We start from the raw sequence: 14,299 nt of genomic DNA on the forward strand, positions 1-14,299 counted from the left end.
CCGTTCCCATGCCGAACACGGAAGTTAAGCTCTTCAGCGCCGATGGTAGTTGGGGGCTCTCCCCCTGCAAGAGTAGGACGTCGCTAGGCAAGTAGAGAAGTCAGAGCATTGAGCTCTGGCTTTTTTGTTTTGTCTGAATGCTGGGTTGAATCATAACGGGAGAGAAAAAGGGTTTCGCGGATATATTCTCAGAATCGCGGATAAATGCCCGGGTTTCGCGGATATAAATCGAAAAGCGCGGATATATCAAGATTATCGCGGATAAAATGAAAATTTCGCGGATATCGCAATGATTCCCGCCCTCAAAAGGTTTTATCTGAATGTGTTTTTAACAAATCAAAAGTTACAAACAACGCTTCGCTGATAAAAACGTAAAATCGCCGATAAATGTCTTCCATTCGCTGATATTCACCTCAAATTCGCCGATAAATTAAAATTTCCGCTGATAAATCAATAAAAATCGCTGATAAACCATGTTTCTACGCCTTTTCTGAATAATATTTTGTCTAATTAATGCTCCGTAGCTCAACTCTCCTTTCAAATTGCTTACACATAGCATCAACTGAAAATTATTTTTGAATATTCCGACCGCCTTACTTGATAAATAATGCTAGAAGACTTAAGGTTAATGAAAAAGAATTTCAGAATAGAGAGGGGAAAGTAAATGAGTTTTCATTTTGACACCAGGGCAGTTCGATTTCCTAAAAAAGAAACAGCTGAAACTGTAAGTAAGGCTAAACCAATCTTCCAAACATCTTCTTTTGTATTTGAGGACCTAGAAGATTTAGAGTCTTTCTATCAAGGGAAGAAAGATTATTTATATACGAGGGTTAGTAATCCAAACACAGATGATCTCGGAATGGGTGTAGCAGATCTTGAAGGGGCGCCTAAAGGGGTAGCAACTTCATCAGGGTTATCAGCTATTCTTGCCGGTGTGCTAGCTGCTGTAAAAGCTGGAGACCACATCGTCGCATGCGATGACTTGTATGGTGGTACTTACTCGTTGTTTGAGAGTGAACTAAAAGATTTCGGTATAGAAGTATCGTTTGTAGATTATGCAGACGTTGAAGCAGTTGAAAGTGCGATACGATCGAATACGAAGCTCCTATATACAGAATCGGTTACGAATCCGCTTCTAAGAGTGGAAGATTTGCATCAACTTGCTAGCCTAGGGAAAAAGCATAACCTTGTAACGATGGTTGATAATACGTTTGCGACGCCATTTCTACTCCAACCGTATACGATGGGAATCGATCTTGTCGCGCATAGTGCTACAAAGTACATAGGTGGACATAGCGATGTAACTGCTGGTGTTGTTGTGGGAAAAGAGAACATTATTGCTAAAGCGAAAGCAAAGGTCATTAATCTCGGAGCGAATCTAAGCCCATTTGAAGCATGGTTAGGATGTAGAGGACTGAAAACGTTAAGTGTCAGAATGGATCGTCATGTGAAGAATGCTCAGTTCCTTGCTGATGAGCTTAAACGGGTAGAGGGAATAAAGAGTGTCTACTATCCACGCTATGTTTCTGAGAGAGGAAATGGAGCGGTCGTATCGATTGAATTAGAAGATAACGTTAATGTTGATACGTTCTTCAAATCACTCGGTTGGGTGAAAATCGTACCTACGTTAGCCGGTTTGGATACATCAGTGTCTTATCCAATTGCCACATCGCATCGCACAGTACCTGATGAAACTAGAGCAAAGCTCGGTATCACGAAGCAGCTTGTACGTATCTCAGTAGGTATAGAAAATGAAAACGACATAACTGACGCATTTAAGCAAGCAGTTGAGAAATCCCTCTAATGAAGGGGGATTTTTCTTTTTCTCTCAATGCTTGCATAACCTGTTTTTATCTGGTATAGTATTACTTGTGACGTTAGACAACGTCGCCAATTCATTTATATCGTCGCGGGGTGGAGCAACGAGCGTTACTTCCATGATTCAACACCGAGTTGTTTCGACGGATACACATCGTAGCATTACCTTGTAGAGGAAGAAACAGATCACTGCATATAGAAGCAGGTATAGCATTAATTTTATATTATCGTCGCGGGGTGGAGCAGTTCGGTAGCTCGTCGGGCTCATAACCCGAAGGTCGCAGGTTCAAATCCTGCCCCCGCAACCAATTACAAATTCTGACTACGTCGAATTTGCGACTCTGCTAGAATTTAATTGTAGTCCCTTTAGGGGCAACCTAAACACTTAATTACAGTTTTCTGTAACTAACGTAAGTGAACATATAAGTGGTCCCGTGGTGTAGCGGTTAACATGCCTGCCTGTCACGCAGGAGATCGCGGGTTCGATTCCCGTCGGGACCGCCATTTTAGTATTTTCATAGAGCGAGCGAATCGCTTTTTTTTTGTTTTATAAAGAAAAACCGAATTTCAAAACCGACTGCACATCTGATTTTTCATATTGGATGTGATTTTTCTTGAATTTAAGATAAACTGTTAGAAGGAGAGCCTTAGGATGAAATTCCTAAGGTTTTTTTATAAAATGGAAAGTGAGATGAGTTTGGTTGAAAGATGAATTTGAGTTTATACGATCAATTAAACCAGCTTATACAAAACGTGAAGAATTAATAGAAGGAATCGGGGATGACGCAGCCCTTTATCGTGTTTCTTCAGAGTGGGATGAGATTGCCTGCGTCGATACGATGGTGGAAGGTGTTCATTTCACGAGGGATACAATGACGCCAGAACAGATTGGAAGTAAAGCTCTTGCGGTAAACATTAGTGATATTGCAGCGATGGGCGGAGTTCCTCTCTTTTACTTAGTGTCTATAGCAATCCCTAAATCGGGATGGTCAGATGAAGAACTCAAGCAGGTTTACCGTGGTCTGCATGCGATTGGCGATGAGTTTGAAATGGACATGATCGGTGGGGATACGGTTTCGAGTAGAGATGCCTTAACCATTTCCGTTACGGCAATCGGAAAAGTAGAACGAGAAAGAAAACTTTTGAGGAAAAATGCTGTAGCCGGAGATGTGGTTTTTCTTACTGGTGCGGTCGGTGGATCGGCTGCAGGACTTTCGTATCTGCTCAAGGAAACGGAACTTGAAAACCCTAATGCGCAATCTTATATAACGGCCCATCAAACGCCTTATCCTCATGTGAAAGCAGGAAGGCTTCTATCGAAGAGTGGGTGTCGTGTAGCATTGAACGATGTAAGTGATGGAATTGCTAGTGAAGCACATGAAATTGCTGAAGCGAGCAACGTTTCCATTGTGCTAGAAGAACAATATCTTCCACGTCCTGAAGGGTTTGATGCTTATTCTTCAGAACAGCGGTTAGACTGGATGTTATACGGTGGAGAAGATTTTGTGTTGATCGGGACAGTGTCAGAAAGTGATTGGGATAAGGTCGAGCAGTTGTTTAGAAATCAGCACGAACCAATCTATAAGGTAGGATATGTCGCAGAAGGCGGTGTATCTGTACATTTAATGAATAAGGAAAACAAATTTATTTTGGACAAGAAGGGATACAATCACTTCTCGTCTGAGGAATAGGTGATGACCATGAGTGCATATGCTTTCATCATGAAATCTCCAGAAGAAACCATAGAGCTCGGCATTAAGCTTGGTGAAAAGCTTAAGCCAGGTAGCGTATTAACGTTAGAGGGAGATCTAGGTGCAGGCAAGACAACTTTTACAAAGGGAATTGGAAAAGGTCTCGGTGTAAAGAAAATTGTAAATAGCCCTACGTTTACCATCATTAAGGAATACGAGGGGAATATTCCTCTTTATCATATGGATGCTTATCGATTAGAAGAAAGCGATGAGGATCTAGGATTTAGTGAATATTTTGAAGGCGAAGGTGTCACTGTAGTAGAATGGGCGAAATTTATACAGGACATGCTGCCAAAAGAACTATTACGTATCGAAATCTATCATCAAAGAGAATCAGAACGCAGATTGATATTAAGACCTTTCGGGGACTTTTATGAATCTGTTTGTAAGGAGTTGCAAGATGAGAGTACTAGCCATTGATTCATCTAACTATGTGATGGGTGTCGCTGTCATGGTAGATGATATTATCGTAGGCGAACTGATTACAAACTTAAAGAAGAATCACTCGATTCGACTGATGCCAGCGATCGAAGAGTTATTAGAAGAGGTCGGGGTAAAGCCGAATGAGCTCGATCGAATTGTCGTTGCTGAAGGACCCGGCTCGTATACTGGACTTCGAATTGGCGTGAGTATTGCGAAAACGTTAGCTTGGACGTTAAATATACCGCTTGTAGGCGTATCGAGTCTCCAAGTTCTCGCGCAAAGCGGACGCTATTTTGACGGGGCGATCGTGCCATTCTTCGATGCGAGAAGAGGACAAGTCTATAATGGGGTATTCGAGAAAGGCATGCCACATCCTGTAAGAAAGAGTGACGATCAGATCGTATTGTTTGAAGAGTGGCTTAAAATAAATAAAGAAAGCCATGATCAGTTCCTATTCATTAGCAACGATTTATCGAATCACAAAGAAACGATTGAAAGTATACTTGGTGATAAAGCAATCTTTGCACCTGTTAGTAGTACCAATGCTCGTCCATCCGAGCTTGCTGTGCTAGGAGCGAAGAAGGAACCGGTTGAGGATGTACACGCGTTTAAACCGAATTATGTAAGGATGGCAGAGGCGGAAGCTAAATGGCTCGCTTCGCAGGAAAAGTAGGGGATTCGTAATGGAAAAGACGATATCGTTTCGTTCGATGACTGTGAAAGATATTGAAGCTGTCATGGAGATTGAGAAAGCAACGTTTCCAACGCCGTGGAGTCGATCTGCTTTTTACAATGAAGTCGTTGTAAATCAGTTTGCTACTTACCTTTTACTCGAAGTCGGTGAAGAAATCGCTGGGTACTGCGGCGTATGGGTAATTATTGATGAAGCCCATATTACGAACATCGCCCTCCATCCAGACTATAGAGGAATGAAGTTAGGCGAAGCGCTGATGAATAAAGCGATTCGTTTTGCGAAATCGCGAGGAGCGTTGACCATGACGCTTGAAGTTAGAGTGTCGAATACAGTTGCACAGAATTTATATAAGAAACTAGGTTTTGTAGAAGGAGGTATCCGCAAAGGTTATTATTCAGATAACCAGGAGGATGCACTAGTAATGTGGGTGAATTTAAATGGAAAATAAATCAGAAATCATACTAGGAATCGAAACAAGCTGCGATGAAACAGCGGTTTCCATCGTTAAAGGCGGAACAGAAGTTCTTTCTAACGTTGTGGCTTCACAAATTGAAAGTCATAAGCGTTTTGGTGGTGTCGTACCTGAGATCGCTTCTCGTCATCATGTAGAGGAAATGACGGTTATCTTAGAAGAAGCACTTCGTGAAGCTGAAGTGACGATGGACGATATCGACGCGATCGCCGTTACGGAAGGACCAGGATTAGTAGGAGCCTTGTTAATTGGAGTGAACACAGCCAAAGCATTAGCGTTTGCTCATCAAAAGCCTCTGATTGGAACCCATCATATCGCCGGGCATATTTATGCGAATCAGCTTGTTTCTGAGCTTAAGTATCCATTGCTATCTCTCGTTGTCTCAGGAGGGCATACAGAGCTTGTTTATATGGAATCTGAAGGAGAGTTCACGTTGATAGGAGAAACGCGTGATGACGCTGCAGGAGAAGCCTATGATAAAGTGGCGAGAACGTTGAAGCTGCCATACCCAGGTGGACCGCATATCGATCGTCTTGCACAAGAAGGCACGGAGTCCGTACCGCTTCCTCGTGCATGGCTTGAGAAAGGGTCTTATGATTTCAGCTTTAGTGGATTGAAATCTGCCGTAATCAACACCGTTCATAACGCAAAGCAGCGTAATGAGGAGATCAAGCCTGAAGATCTAGCGGCAAGCTTTCAAGCAGCCGTAGTCGATGTCCTCGTAACGAAAACGAAGCGAGCGGCTGAAGAATATGATGTGAAACAAGTGCTACTTGCTGGGGGAGTTGCGGCAAACAAAGGTCTCCGAACGGCATTAAAAGAAGCCTTTAAGGATTCAGAGATCGAGTTGATTATTCCACCTCTTCATTATTGTACAGATAATGCTGCGATGATTGCTGCAGCAGGTACCATTTCCTATCGAAAAGGGAAGCGTTCTTCCTTACACCTTAATGCAAATCCGGGATTAGAACTGGGAATCTAGTCCCGGTTTTTTTGTTTCTAATTATCCACAAGCGGTGAATATTGTGGACATATTGACCTAGATACGAAATAAAAGGCATTTTTACTGTGGGTAAAAATTTGTGGATAACTATTCGTTTGCATGTGGATAATGTTGATAAATTTGAAATATCTCGTTAAATAAACACACATTCTGTGTATAAGTATGTGGATTGTGTGAATATGTCGGAAAATTTTCTATCTAAAGAAAAAACAGTCCACTGTGGACTGTTTACGCTTCTTGGAGTTCTCCCCATTCTTCCATAAGTTCTTCTGTTCTCGTTCTTAGTTTATCGAGCTCTTCATTTAAGACCATTACCTTTTCATGATCTTCAAACACTTCAGGAATACAAAGTTCTGCTTCAATTTCATCGATTTTAGCTTCTGCCGCATCAATTTCTTTTTCAATTTCATCGATTCGTCTTAAGATTTGTCTTTCCTGGCGTTTTGCTTCTTTATCTTGTTGAAAACTAGATTTCCCTGATACTTCAGGCTCACTCGATTGTTCCTGCTGTTCAAGAGCGGCCAGTTCAGCGAGCTCTTGTTTCTTTTCTACGTAGTAATCATAGTCACCGAGGTATGATGTGACACCTTCAGTGGATAACTCAAGAACACGAGTGGCGATTCGATTAATAAAGTACCGATCGTGTGAAACAAACAAGATTGTTCCAGGGAACTGGATCAGCGCTTCTTCTAATATTTCTTTACTATCTAAATCAAGGTGGTTCGTCGGTTCGTCGAGTATCAGGAGGTTTGACCTTCGCATCATCAGTTTAGAGAGCGCGAGTCTTCCTTTTTCTCCACCACTTAGTTCTGAGACGATTTTCAACACATCGTCTCCACTGAAAAGGAAGCGGCCTAATACGGCACGGATATCCTTTTCATCTGTTAATGGAAAGTCATCCCATAATTCGTTAAGGACAGTTTTATTTGATGTGAGATTCGTTTGCTCTTGATCATAGAACCCGATCTGAACATTACTTCCGAAGTTTAAATCTCCGCCTAGTAGGGTTTTTCCTGAGACGATCGCCTGCAGGAGCGTCGATTTTCCGATTCCGTTCGGACCAACGAGCGCAACGCTTTCCTGGCGTTTCAAGTCGAACGTAAGCTGATCGTTGATCACCGTACCCGGGTAGCCGATCGATAACTCCCTCACACTCAGTACATCGTTCCCTGTTTGCTTGTCGATCGTAAACGAAATGTTGGCTGATTTCTCATCGCCTTTTGGCTTATCGATCCTCTCCATCTTTTCAAGCTGCTTTCTTCTACTTTGAGCACGCTTTGTCGTAGAGGCGCGGACGATGTTTTTCTGAACAAAGTCTTCTAGTTTTGCGATTTCCTTTTGCTGCTTCTCAAACTCTTTAAGCTGCTGTTCATAGCGCCGATCTTTCTCTTCTAAATAGAAGCTATAATTTCCTTCGAATCGTTCTGCGCGGTTTCTCGAGATTTCATACACCTTGTTCACGATTTTATCGAGAAAATAACGGTCGTGCGAAACGATGAGGATGGCACCTGTGTAGCCTGTTAAATAACCTTCGAGCCATGTGAGTGTTTGGATATCAAGATGGTTTGTCGGCTCATCGAGTATGAGTAGCTCAGGTTTTGTAAGTAAGAGTTTACCGAGCGCAAGGCGCGTCTTTTGCCCTCCGCTTAGACTAGAAATCGGTGTTTTATAATCGAAATCTTTGAAGTTAAGCCCGTGAAGGACCGTACGAATATCCGCTTCGTATTTGTAGCCGCCTTTGTCTTTGAAAGCGACCTGAAGCTGGTCATATTCTTTCATGATACGCTGGTATTCCTGCTCATTTTCATAGATAGATGGGTCGCCCATCTTCTCTTCGTACCGTCGAAGTTCTTTTTCCATACGACGTAGTTCTTCAAAGACGCTAAGCATTTCATCCCAGATCGATAGGTTCGATTCGAGACCCGTGTCCTGAGCCATGTATCCGATCCGTACATCTTTCGGTTTGATGATATCTCCTGAATCATAGGAGAGCTGCCCTGTGATGAGTTTTAGAAGAGTAGACTTTCCGGCACCGTTTCGACCAACGAGTGCCACACGGTCTCTCGATTGTACTTCTAGCTTAATATTAGATAAAATAGGGTCAGCACCAAATGATTTTGATACGCCATTTACTTGTAGTGCGATCATTGTTTCTTCACCTCGAATTTCTCTCTTCTCGTTGTATGTTGAATCGAGCGATTTGCTTGATCTACCATTCGATTACGTTCCTTTAAGTTTATCGTAGTGAGGACAAGGTGGGCAACTACAGGAATGTTCATTAAATGGTAATAAAAATTCTTGTTAAAAAACAGCAAAAAGGATAGAAATGGTGTATAGTCACAAGTAGCAGCATTCCATTTAACCTTCTATCATCTATAGAAGAAAGGGGCAGCCATGAGTTCATTTACTCATTTTAATAAAGAAGGCCGCGCACAGATGGTCGATATTACAGAGAAAACTCCGACTGCTCGTACAGCGGTTGCCAAAACGAGCGTGAAGGTTAGTGAAGAAATTTATACTGGTATCAAAGACGGAAATATGAAGAAAGGCGATGTGCTTCAAGTCGCCCAAATTGCCGGGATTATGGCAGCAAAAAAAACGTCTGATCTCATCCCTATGTGTCATCCGATAGCGCTTTCTGGCGTTGACCTTCATTTCGACTGGGAAGTGAGCGCTTCCTTTTATGAGCTTACAATTGAAGCTCATGTGAAAACAAAAGGAAGTACCGGAGTAGAAATGGAAGCGCTGACGGCAGCATCAGCGGCGGCATTAACCGTGTACGATATGTGCAAAGCGCTGGATAAAGGCATCGTTATCGGGGAAACCTATCTCCTTACAAAAACAGGGGGGAAAAGCGGGGATTACAAGCGCGAGTAGGACAACCATAGATTGAGCGCGGAGGTCAATGTGGAGGGTGTTTATGGATATTGATCAAACAAAAATTCCGCAAGCGACAGCAAAACGACTGCCGCTCTATTATCGCTATTTAAAAAATCTTAGTGCATCTGGTAAACAGCGGGTAAGTTCTGCTGAATTGAGCGATGCGATAAAGGTAGATTCTGCTACCATACGAAGAGATTTTAGTTATTTCGGTGCTCTTGGTAAAAAAGGGTATGGGTATAATGTTCATTATCTGTTATCTTTCTTTAGTAAGACCCTAGATCAAGATGAAACGACCAGGGTAGCTCTCGTAGGAGTAGGTAACCTTGGGACAGCGTTTCTGCACTACAATTTCATTAAGAATAACAATACGAAGATCGAACTGGCATTTGATGCGGATGCAGAAAAAGTAAACCAAGAAATCGGTGGTATTCCGGTCTACCATATCGATCAGTTTAAAGAACAGGTAAAGAAGAACGACATCTCAGTCGTTATCCTTACAGTACCCGTTCATGCTGCTCAGTCGATTGCAGATCAGATGGACGAGGCTGGAATTAAAGGGATCCTGAACTTTACGCCAGCACGTTTGACCGTACCAGATCATATTCGAGTGCATCATATTGACCTGGCAGTTGAACTGCAGGCTCTCGTGTATTTTATGAAGCATTACCCGGTATAAACTTATAATCTTAAGGAGGTGACACGCATGGGAATGGGTGGCGCAAGTATCGCTCTAGTTGCAGTTGTTGCTTTGATCATTTTTGGACCTAAGAAACTACCTGAGCTTGGTAAAGCAGCAGGTAACACACTTCGTGAGTTCAAGAACGCAACAAAAGGTCTAGCAGATGACGACGATGATACGAACGATAAGAAAAAAAACGAACAGTAATCGGTTAGGACGGATAGGGAATGGATGAACAAAAACAATCCATCTATGATCACATAGAAGAATTAAGAAAACGAATCATCATCACAGTCGTCGTCTTAATTCTCTCCTTTATTGCGGGACTATTCATCGCAAAGCCGGTCATCGTCTTTCTCCAGAATGCTCCTGAAGCACAGGGGATTCCGATGAACGCTTTTACATTAACAGACCCGTTAAAGGTTTATTTCAGCTTTGCGTTCCTGGTTGCTTTCATTATGACATCGCCCATCGCTCTCTATCAGCTATGGGCTTTTGTTTCGCCAGGACTTTATGATAATGAACGGAAAGTAACGTTATCGTATATCCCAGCAGTCTTTCTCCTCTTTCTTGGAGGAGTTTCATTTTCATATTTCGTCCTGTTTCCTTTTGTCATCGACTTTGTCGGTAATTTGGCAGAAAGCCTCAACATTCAGGAAATGTACGGCGCAAATCAATACTTCACTTTCTTGTTTCAGTTAACGTTACCATTTGGCTTTGTGTTTCAGCTGCCTGTGATCGTTCTTTTCTTCACGAGACTCGGAATTTTAAATCCTGCCATGCTTGTACAGATTAGGAGATACGCGTATTTTGGACTCCTCGTCATAGCGGGTATGATCACACCGCCTGAAATTATTTCACACCTAATGGTTTCGGTACCACTGTTTTTACTATATGAATTCAGCATTCTTGTGTCTCGCTATGGTTATAGAAAGAGACTACAAGCAGAGGCGAAGCGTCAATTGGAAGAACAGGAAGAAGAAGCATAACAAAAGCGATAGGATAGCCCTATCGCTTTTTGTTTTGATCTTTTTTCTTCAGTTGATTGATTTTCTTTTTAAGTAAAAAGAAGCGAATGGAGTAAGCGAAATCAACTGTGGCGAGCACCATCAGTAGTATCGTCCAAAGGCTCCACATATCTGCATCAGAACGGGCGCTTTGAATCGCAAGGTACGTGAAGATCGAACCGAGCCCTGCGTAGAAAAACCCCATTAGAGTTGGTGAAAATCTCATGTAAGTACTCCTCCAATAAATGACTGCATTTGTTCCGCTTTCTTCTGTAGTTCTGCTAGATCATCTGCAAAGAAGATGTTGATTAAGACAACGATCGTATTCATCGTCATATGAGCGACAATCGGTACGATCAACCGCTTCGTTTTCACATATAGAAACGCGAACGTAAGTCCCATCGCAGTATAAACAAGGATGTGGTCGAAATCCAAATGGATGGCTGCAAAGATAACCGAACTCGCGATTCCAGCGATCCAAAAGTTAAACCGTGTATAGAGTGCCCCGAAAATCACTTTTCTAAAGACGATCTCTTCAAGAATTGGGCCAATGATCGCTATTACAAGGATAAAGATCGGTGATGCTTTCGCAACATCCATCAGCATCTCTGTATTTTCTGATCCAGGTTCGATTCCGAATAAATTGACCTCGATCATCGCTGCGATAATTTGAGCAAAGTAAGCCATGAAGATACCAAGAATGCTCCAGCTTACCGCTTTCCCTGCTGATACGCGGGTAGAACGTTCAAACGGCTCGTCAGGAGTTGAGCGGAGTAGAAACAGCATGATGATGAGTGCTGTAAAAAAGCTCACAACCGAGTAGCTTACGACTGGGTTCGGAACATCTAGGGATTGAAATAGTTTTGCACCCGGATATCCGGAAAGCTGCATAACGATATAAGTAATTAAGATAGTCCAATAGTGTTTTGCCAAGAAGCATAACTCCTTTTAGTGGTTTGCATGCCTAGATAAAGGCATTTTGCATACTTGTATTAGTTTAACACATTTAGGAATGGGAATGCCCTTTAGAAGAGTTTCGAAACAGTGACGAATCTGAAGAGGGAATGTTCTGATAACTAGTACGTAAGTCTTATCTTTCAGATAGAAGAAGTTGATAAATAAAGGAATGCAAATTTTCTGTTAAAAAAATCAACTTTACTACTTGCAAAAGAATAGCCAAATATTTTATTATATACATGTGTTAGCACTCGCCTATGTTGAGTGCTAACAGAAACAATACAAACCATTAATATCCACTGAGGAGGGTGTTTGAGTTGTTAAAGCCTTTAGGTGATCGCGTAGTAGTAGAACCAATTCAATTAGAAGAAAAAACGTCTAGTGGAATCGTACTTCCTGATTCTGCAAAAGAAAAGCCTCAAGAAGGTCGCATTGTATCTGTAGGTAGCGGTGCGTTAACTGATTCTGGTGAGCGTGTAGCTCTTGAAGTTTCAGAAGGCGATGCAGTTATTTACAGTAAGTATGCTGGTACTGAAGTAAAATATGACGGTAAAGAATATTTAATTCTTCGTGAAAACGATATTCTTGCAGTTGTAAGCAAGTAATACAACCACTCAAATAAAATAAGAACTACATAAATTGGAGGGTAACAAATGGCTAAAGATATTAAGTTTAGTGAAGAAGCCCGTCGCTCAATGCTTCGCGGTGTTGATTCTCTTGCAAACGCAGTAAAAGTTACACTCGGTCCAAAAGGACGTAACGTGGTACTAGAGAAGAAGTTCGGTTCTCCTCTTATCACAAATGACGGTGTAACGATCGCGAAAGAAATTGAACTTGAAGATGCATTCGAAAACATGGGTGCTAAGCTTGTAGCTGAAGTAGCAAGCAAGACGAACGACGTTGCTGGTGACGGTACAACAACTGCAACGGTTCTTGCACAAGCAATGGTTCGTGAGGGACTTAAAAACGTTGCTTCTGGTGCTAACCCAATGGTTATCCGTAAAGGAATCGAAAAAGCAACGAAAGCTGCTGTAGATGAGCTTAAGAAAATTTCTAAGCCGATCGAAGGCAAAGAGTCTATCGCACAAGTTGCGTCTATCTCTGCTGCTGACGAAGAAGTAGGTCAATTGATCGCTGAAGCAATGGAGCGCGTTGGAAACGACGGCGTTATCACTGTTGAAGAATCAAAAGGATTCGCTACTGAGCTTGAAGTAGTAGAAGGTATGCAGTTCGACCGCGGATATGCATCTCCTTACATGGTAACAGACTCCGATAAAATGGAAGCTGTTCTAGAAGATCCATATATCCTTATCACTGATAAGAAGATCGCAAGCATCCAAGATGTACTTCCAGTGCTTGAGCAAGTGGTACAACAAGGTAAACCACTTCTTATGATCGCTGAAGACGTTGAAGGTGAAGCTCTTGCAACGCTTGTTGTTAACAAGCTTCGTGGAACGTTCAACGCAGTAGCTGTTAAAGCTCCTGGTTTCGGTGACCGTCGTAAAGCAATGCTTGAAGACATCGGTACACTAACTGGTGCTGAAGTGATCACTGAAGATCTTGGTCTAGATCTTAAGCAAGCAAACATCACGCAGCTTGGCCGCGCTTCTAAAGTTGTTGTAACGAAAGAAAACACAACAATCGTTGAAGGCTCTGGCGAAACTGACAAGATCGCTGCTCGCGTTAACCAAATCAAAGCTCAGCTAGAAGAAACAACGTCTGAGTTCGATAAAGAAAAGCTTCAGGAGCGTCTTGCTAAACTTGCTGGCGGCGTAGCTGTCATCAAAGTTGGTGCTGCAACTGAAACAGAATTGAAAGAACGTAAACTACGCATCGAGGATGCTCTTAACTCAACTCGCGCAGCAGTTGAAGAAGGTATCGTATCCGGTGGTGGTACTGCGCTCGTTAACGTTGTGAAGGCAGTTCAAGCTGTTGAAGCATCTGGCGACGAAGCAACAGGCGTTAAGATCGTTCTTCGCGCACTAGAAGAGCCAATCCGTCAGATCTCTCACAACGCTGGTCTTGAAGGATCTGTAGTTGTTGAGCGCCTGAAAGGCGAGAAGATCGGTATCGGCTTCAATGCTCTTACTGGTGAGTGGGTAAACATGGTAGACGCTGGTATCGTTGACCCTACAAAAGTTACACGTTCAGCACTACAAAACGCTGCATCTGTATCTGCTATGCTTCTTACAACTGAAGCAGTTATCGCTGATAAGCCTGAGGAAAACGAAGGCGGCGGCATGCCTGACATGAGCGGCATGGGCGGTATGGGTGGAATGGGCGGTATGATGTAAGGTTCTCCTTACATTTTCCCCTTCTGAAACAACCCATTTAAATCAAGAGCCAACTTCCTTATAAAGGAGGTTGGCTCTTTCTTTTTTTATTAATCACTTGAATTAATTCTAAAAAATAGTGAAAAGAAAAGCCTCTCAGCTGTTTAAAACCCTGAGAGGCTTTTATCATATCGTCCACCATAAATAATCGTTGTATAAGGGTTATTCATATCACTCCAACAATAATAACTCCTCGGTGAATCTTAAAGATAGCACTGATCCCCACTTTTTAATGAGCCTTTCAAGACTGAGTGAGACCCCTAAAAAAGTGAGGAGTCT

The 14,299-nt window shown here is 42.4% G+C and carries 15 protein-coding genes, 2 tRNA genes and 1 rRNA gene; 15 read left to right on the plus strand and 3 right to left on the minus strand.

Going from position 1 to position 14,299, the window contains the following annotated elements; translation table 11 throughout:
• The 9 genes from rrf to tsaD all read left to right on the plus strand — a co-directional run.
• Window positions 1-89: ribosomal RNA gene (rrf, locus tag ACXAHI_RS20570) — 5S ribosomal RNA — on the plus strand; the annotation flags it as partial.
• A gap of 575 nt (window positions 90-664) precedes the next feature.
• The gene (locus ACXAHI_RS20575; protein ID WP_474850923.1) at window positions 665-1,804 is read left to right on the plus strand and encodes a trans-sulfuration enzyme family protein; all 1,140 of its coding nucleotides are present in this window, start codon (window positions 665-667) and stop codon (window positions 1,802-1,804) included.
• Window positions 1,805-2,049: 245 nt separating this feature from the next.
• Window positions 2,050-2,126 (plus strand) — tRNA-Met (locus ACXAHI_RS20580).
• A 120-nt stretch (window positions 2,127-2,246) separates the two neighbouring features.
• Window positions 2,247-2,322: transfer RNA gene (locus tag ACXAHI_RS20585), tRNA-Asp, on the plus strand.
• A 197-nt stretch (window positions 2,323-2,519) separates the two neighbouring features.
• Window positions 2,520-3,509, plus strand: coding sequence for a thiamine-phosphate kinase (gene thiL / locus ACXAHI_RS20590; protein ID WP_474850925.1), 990 nt, complete (start codon window positions 2,520-2,522; stop codon window positions 3,507-3,509).
• A 9-nt stretch (window positions 3,510-3,518) separates the two neighbouring features.
• Window positions 3,519-3,989 carry a tRNA (adenosine(37)-N6)-threonylcarbamoyltransferase complex ATPase subunit type 1 TsaE gene (tsaE, locus tag ACXAHI_RS20595; protein ID WP_270182969.1) on the plus strand — a complete coding sequence of 157 codons (471 nt, stop codon included), beginning with the start codon at window positions 3,519-3,521 and terminating at the stop codon, window positions 3,987-3,989.
• Window positions 3,970-4,665 carry a tRNA (adenosine(37)-N6)-threonylcarbamoyltransferase complex dimerization subunit type 1 TsaB gene (tsaB, locus tag ACXAHI_RS20600; protein WP_474850927.1) on the plus strand — a complete coding sequence of 232 codons (696 nt, stop codon included), beginning with the start codon at window positions 3,970-3,972 and terminating at the stop codon, window positions 4,663-4,665. Before tsaE ends, tsaB begins: the two co-directional genes overlap by 20 nt.
• Before the next feature lie 10 nt (window positions 4,666-4,675).
• Complete coding sequence (gene rimI / locus ACXAHI_RS20605) at window positions 4,676-5,134, plus strand: ribosomal protein S18-alanine N-acetyltransferase (protein ID WP_474850929.1); 459 nt, start codon at window positions 4,676-4,678, stop codon at window positions 5,132-5,134.
• Complete coding sequence (gene tsaD / locus ACXAHI_RS20610; RefSeq protein WP_474850931.1) at window positions 5,124-6,140, plus strand: tRNA (adenosine(37)-N6)-threonylcarbamoyltransferase complex transferase subunit TsaD; 1,017 nt, start codon at window positions 5,124-5,126, stop codon at window positions 6,138-6,140. The genes rimI and tsaD overlap by 11 nt, the downstream gene beginning before the upstream one ends.
• Before the next feature lie 249 nt (window positions 6,141-6,389).
• Here tsaD and ACXAHI_RS20615 read toward each other — a convergent pair whose 3' ends face one another.
• The gene (locus ACXAHI_RS20615) at window positions 6,390-8,309 is read right to left on the minus strand and encodes an ABC transporter ATP-binding protein (RefSeq protein ID WP_474850933.1); all 1,920 of its coding nucleotides are present in this window, start codon (window positions 8,307-8,309) and stop codon (window positions 6,390-6,392) included.
• A gap of 246 nt (window positions 8,310-8,555) precedes the next feature.
• Between ACXAHI_RS20615 and moaC the strand changes: the two genes are divergently transcribed.
• The 4 genes from moaC to tatC are packed head-to-tail and all read left to right on the plus strand — an operon-like array spanning window position 8,556 to window position 10,712.
• Window positions 8,556-9,038 carry a cyclic pyranopterin monophosphate synthase MoaC gene (gene moaC / locus ACXAHI_RS20620; RefSeq protein ID WP_270182974.1) on the plus strand — a complete coding sequence of 161 codons (483 nt, stop codon included), beginning with the start codon at window positions 8,556-8,558 and terminating at the stop codon, window positions 9,036-9,038.
• A 43-nt stretch (window positions 9,039-9,081) separates the two neighbouring features.
• Window positions 9,082-9,720: a redox-sensing transcriptional repressor Rex gene (locus ACXAHI_RS20625; protein WP_474850935.1), complete on the plus strand. Its 639-nt coding sequence runs from the start codon at window positions 9,082-9,084 to the stop codon at window positions 9,718-9,720.
• A 27-nt stretch (window positions 9,721-9,747) separates the two neighbouring features.
• Entirely contained in the window at window positions 9,748-9,930 is a 183-nt protein-coding gene (locus tag ACXAHI_RS20630) for a twin-arginine translocase TatA/TatE family subunit (RefSeq protein WP_224885557.1), read from the plus strand.
• Window positions 9,931-9,950: 20 nt separating this feature from the next.
• Window positions 9,951-10,712 carry a twin-arginine translocase subunit TatC gene (gene tatC / locus ACXAHI_RS20635; protein WP_474850937.1) on the plus strand — a complete coding sequence of 254 codons (762 nt, stop codon included), beginning with the start codon at window positions 9,951-9,953 and terminating at the stop codon, window positions 10,710-10,712.
• Between the two features lie 19 nt (window positions 10,713-10,731).
• On the opposite strand, the gene ACXAHI_RS20640 is transcribed toward tatC, so the two are convergent.
• Together ACXAHI_RS20640 and ACXAHI_RS20645 are read right to left on the minus strand one after the other, a co-directional pair.
• Window positions 10,732-10,956, minus strand: a complete 225-nt coding sequence (locus tag ACXAHI_RS20640; protein ID WP_270182977.1) for a YdiK family protein — start codon at window positions 10,954-10,956, stop codon at window positions 10,732-10,734.
• A complete protein-coding gene (locus ACXAHI_RS20645; RefSeq protein WP_270182978.1) occupies window positions 10,953-11,663 on the minus strand; it encodes a CPBP family intramembrane glutamic endopeptidase in 711 nt (236 codons plus the stop codon). Before ACXAHI_RS20645 ends, ACXAHI_RS20640 begins: the two co-directional genes overlap by 4 nt.
• Window positions 11,664-12,004: 341 nt before the next feature.
• On the opposite strand from ACXAHI_RS20645, the gene groES reads away from it, so the two are divergent.
• Together groES and groL are read left to right on the plus strand one after the other, a co-directional pair.
• Complete coding sequence (gene groES, locus ACXAHI_RS20650; protein ID WP_224885549.1) at window positions 12,005-12,292, plus strand: co-chaperone GroES; 288 nt, start codon at window positions 12,005-12,007, stop codon at window positions 12,290-12,292.
• A gap of 48 nt (window positions 12,293-12,340) precedes the next feature.
• Window positions 12,341-13,981, plus strand: a complete 1,641-nt coding sequence (gene groL / locus ACXAHI_RS20655; RefSeq protein WP_474850939.1) for a chaperonin GroEL — start codon at window positions 12,341-12,343, stop codon at window positions 13,979-13,981.
• The last annotated feature ends 318 nt before the right edge of the window (window positions 13,982-14,299 follow it).

Source organism: Anaerobacillus sp. ABD4_527 (assembly GCF_056160805.1).

What these genes read in the sequence shown, in the direction of transcription:
- ACXAHI_RS20575 (WP_474850923.1), top strand. Translation starts at nt 665, where the DNA reads ATGAGTTTTCATTTTGACACCAGGGCAGTTCGATTTCCTAAAAAAGAA.
- tsaE (WP_270182969.1), top strand. Translation starts at nt 3,519, where the DNA reads ATGAGTGCATATGCTTTCATCATGAAATCTCCAGAAGAAACCATAGAG.
- tsaB (WP_474850927.1), top strand. Translation starts at nt 3,970, where the DNA reads ATGAGAGTACTAGCCATTGATTCATCTAACTATGTGATGGGTGTCGCT.
- rimI (WP_474850929.1), top strand. Translation starts at nt 4,676, where the DNA reads ATGGAAAAGACGATATCGTTTCGTTCGATGACTGTGAAAGATATTGAA.
- tsaD (WP_474850931.1), top strand. Translation starts at nt 5,124, where the DNA reads ATGGAAAATAAATCAGAAATCATACTAGGAATCGAAACAAGCTGCGAT.
- ACXAHI_RS20615 (WP_474850933.1), bottom strand. Translation starts at nt 8,309, where the DNA reads ATGATCGCACTACAAGTAAATGGCGTATCAAAATCATTTGGTGCTGAC.
- moaC (WP_270182974.1), top strand. Translation starts at nt 8,556, where the DNA reads ATGAGTTCATTTACTCATTTTAATAAAGAAGGCCGCGCACAGATGGTC.
- ACXAHI_RS20625 (WP_474850935.1), top strand. Translation starts at nt 9,082, where the DNA reads ATGGATATTGATCAAACAAAAATTCCGCAAGCGACAGCAAAACGACTG.
- ACXAHI_RS20630 (WP_224885557.1), top strand. Translation starts at nt 9,748, where the DNA reads ATGGGAATGGGTGGCGCAAGTATCGCTCTAGTTGCAGTTGTTGCTTTG.
- tatC (WP_474850937.1), top strand. Translation starts at nt 9,951, where the DNA reads ATGGATGAACAAAAACAATCCATCTATGATCACATAGAAGAATTAAGA.
- ACXAHI_RS20640 (WP_270182977.1), bottom strand. Translation starts at nt 10,956, where the DNA reads ATGAGATTTTCACCAACTCTAATGGGGTTTTTCTACGCAGGGCTCGGT.
- groL (WP_474850939.1), top strand. Translation starts at nt 12,341, where the DNA reads ATGGCTAAAGATATTAAGTTTAGTGAAGAAGCCCGTCGCTCAATGCTT.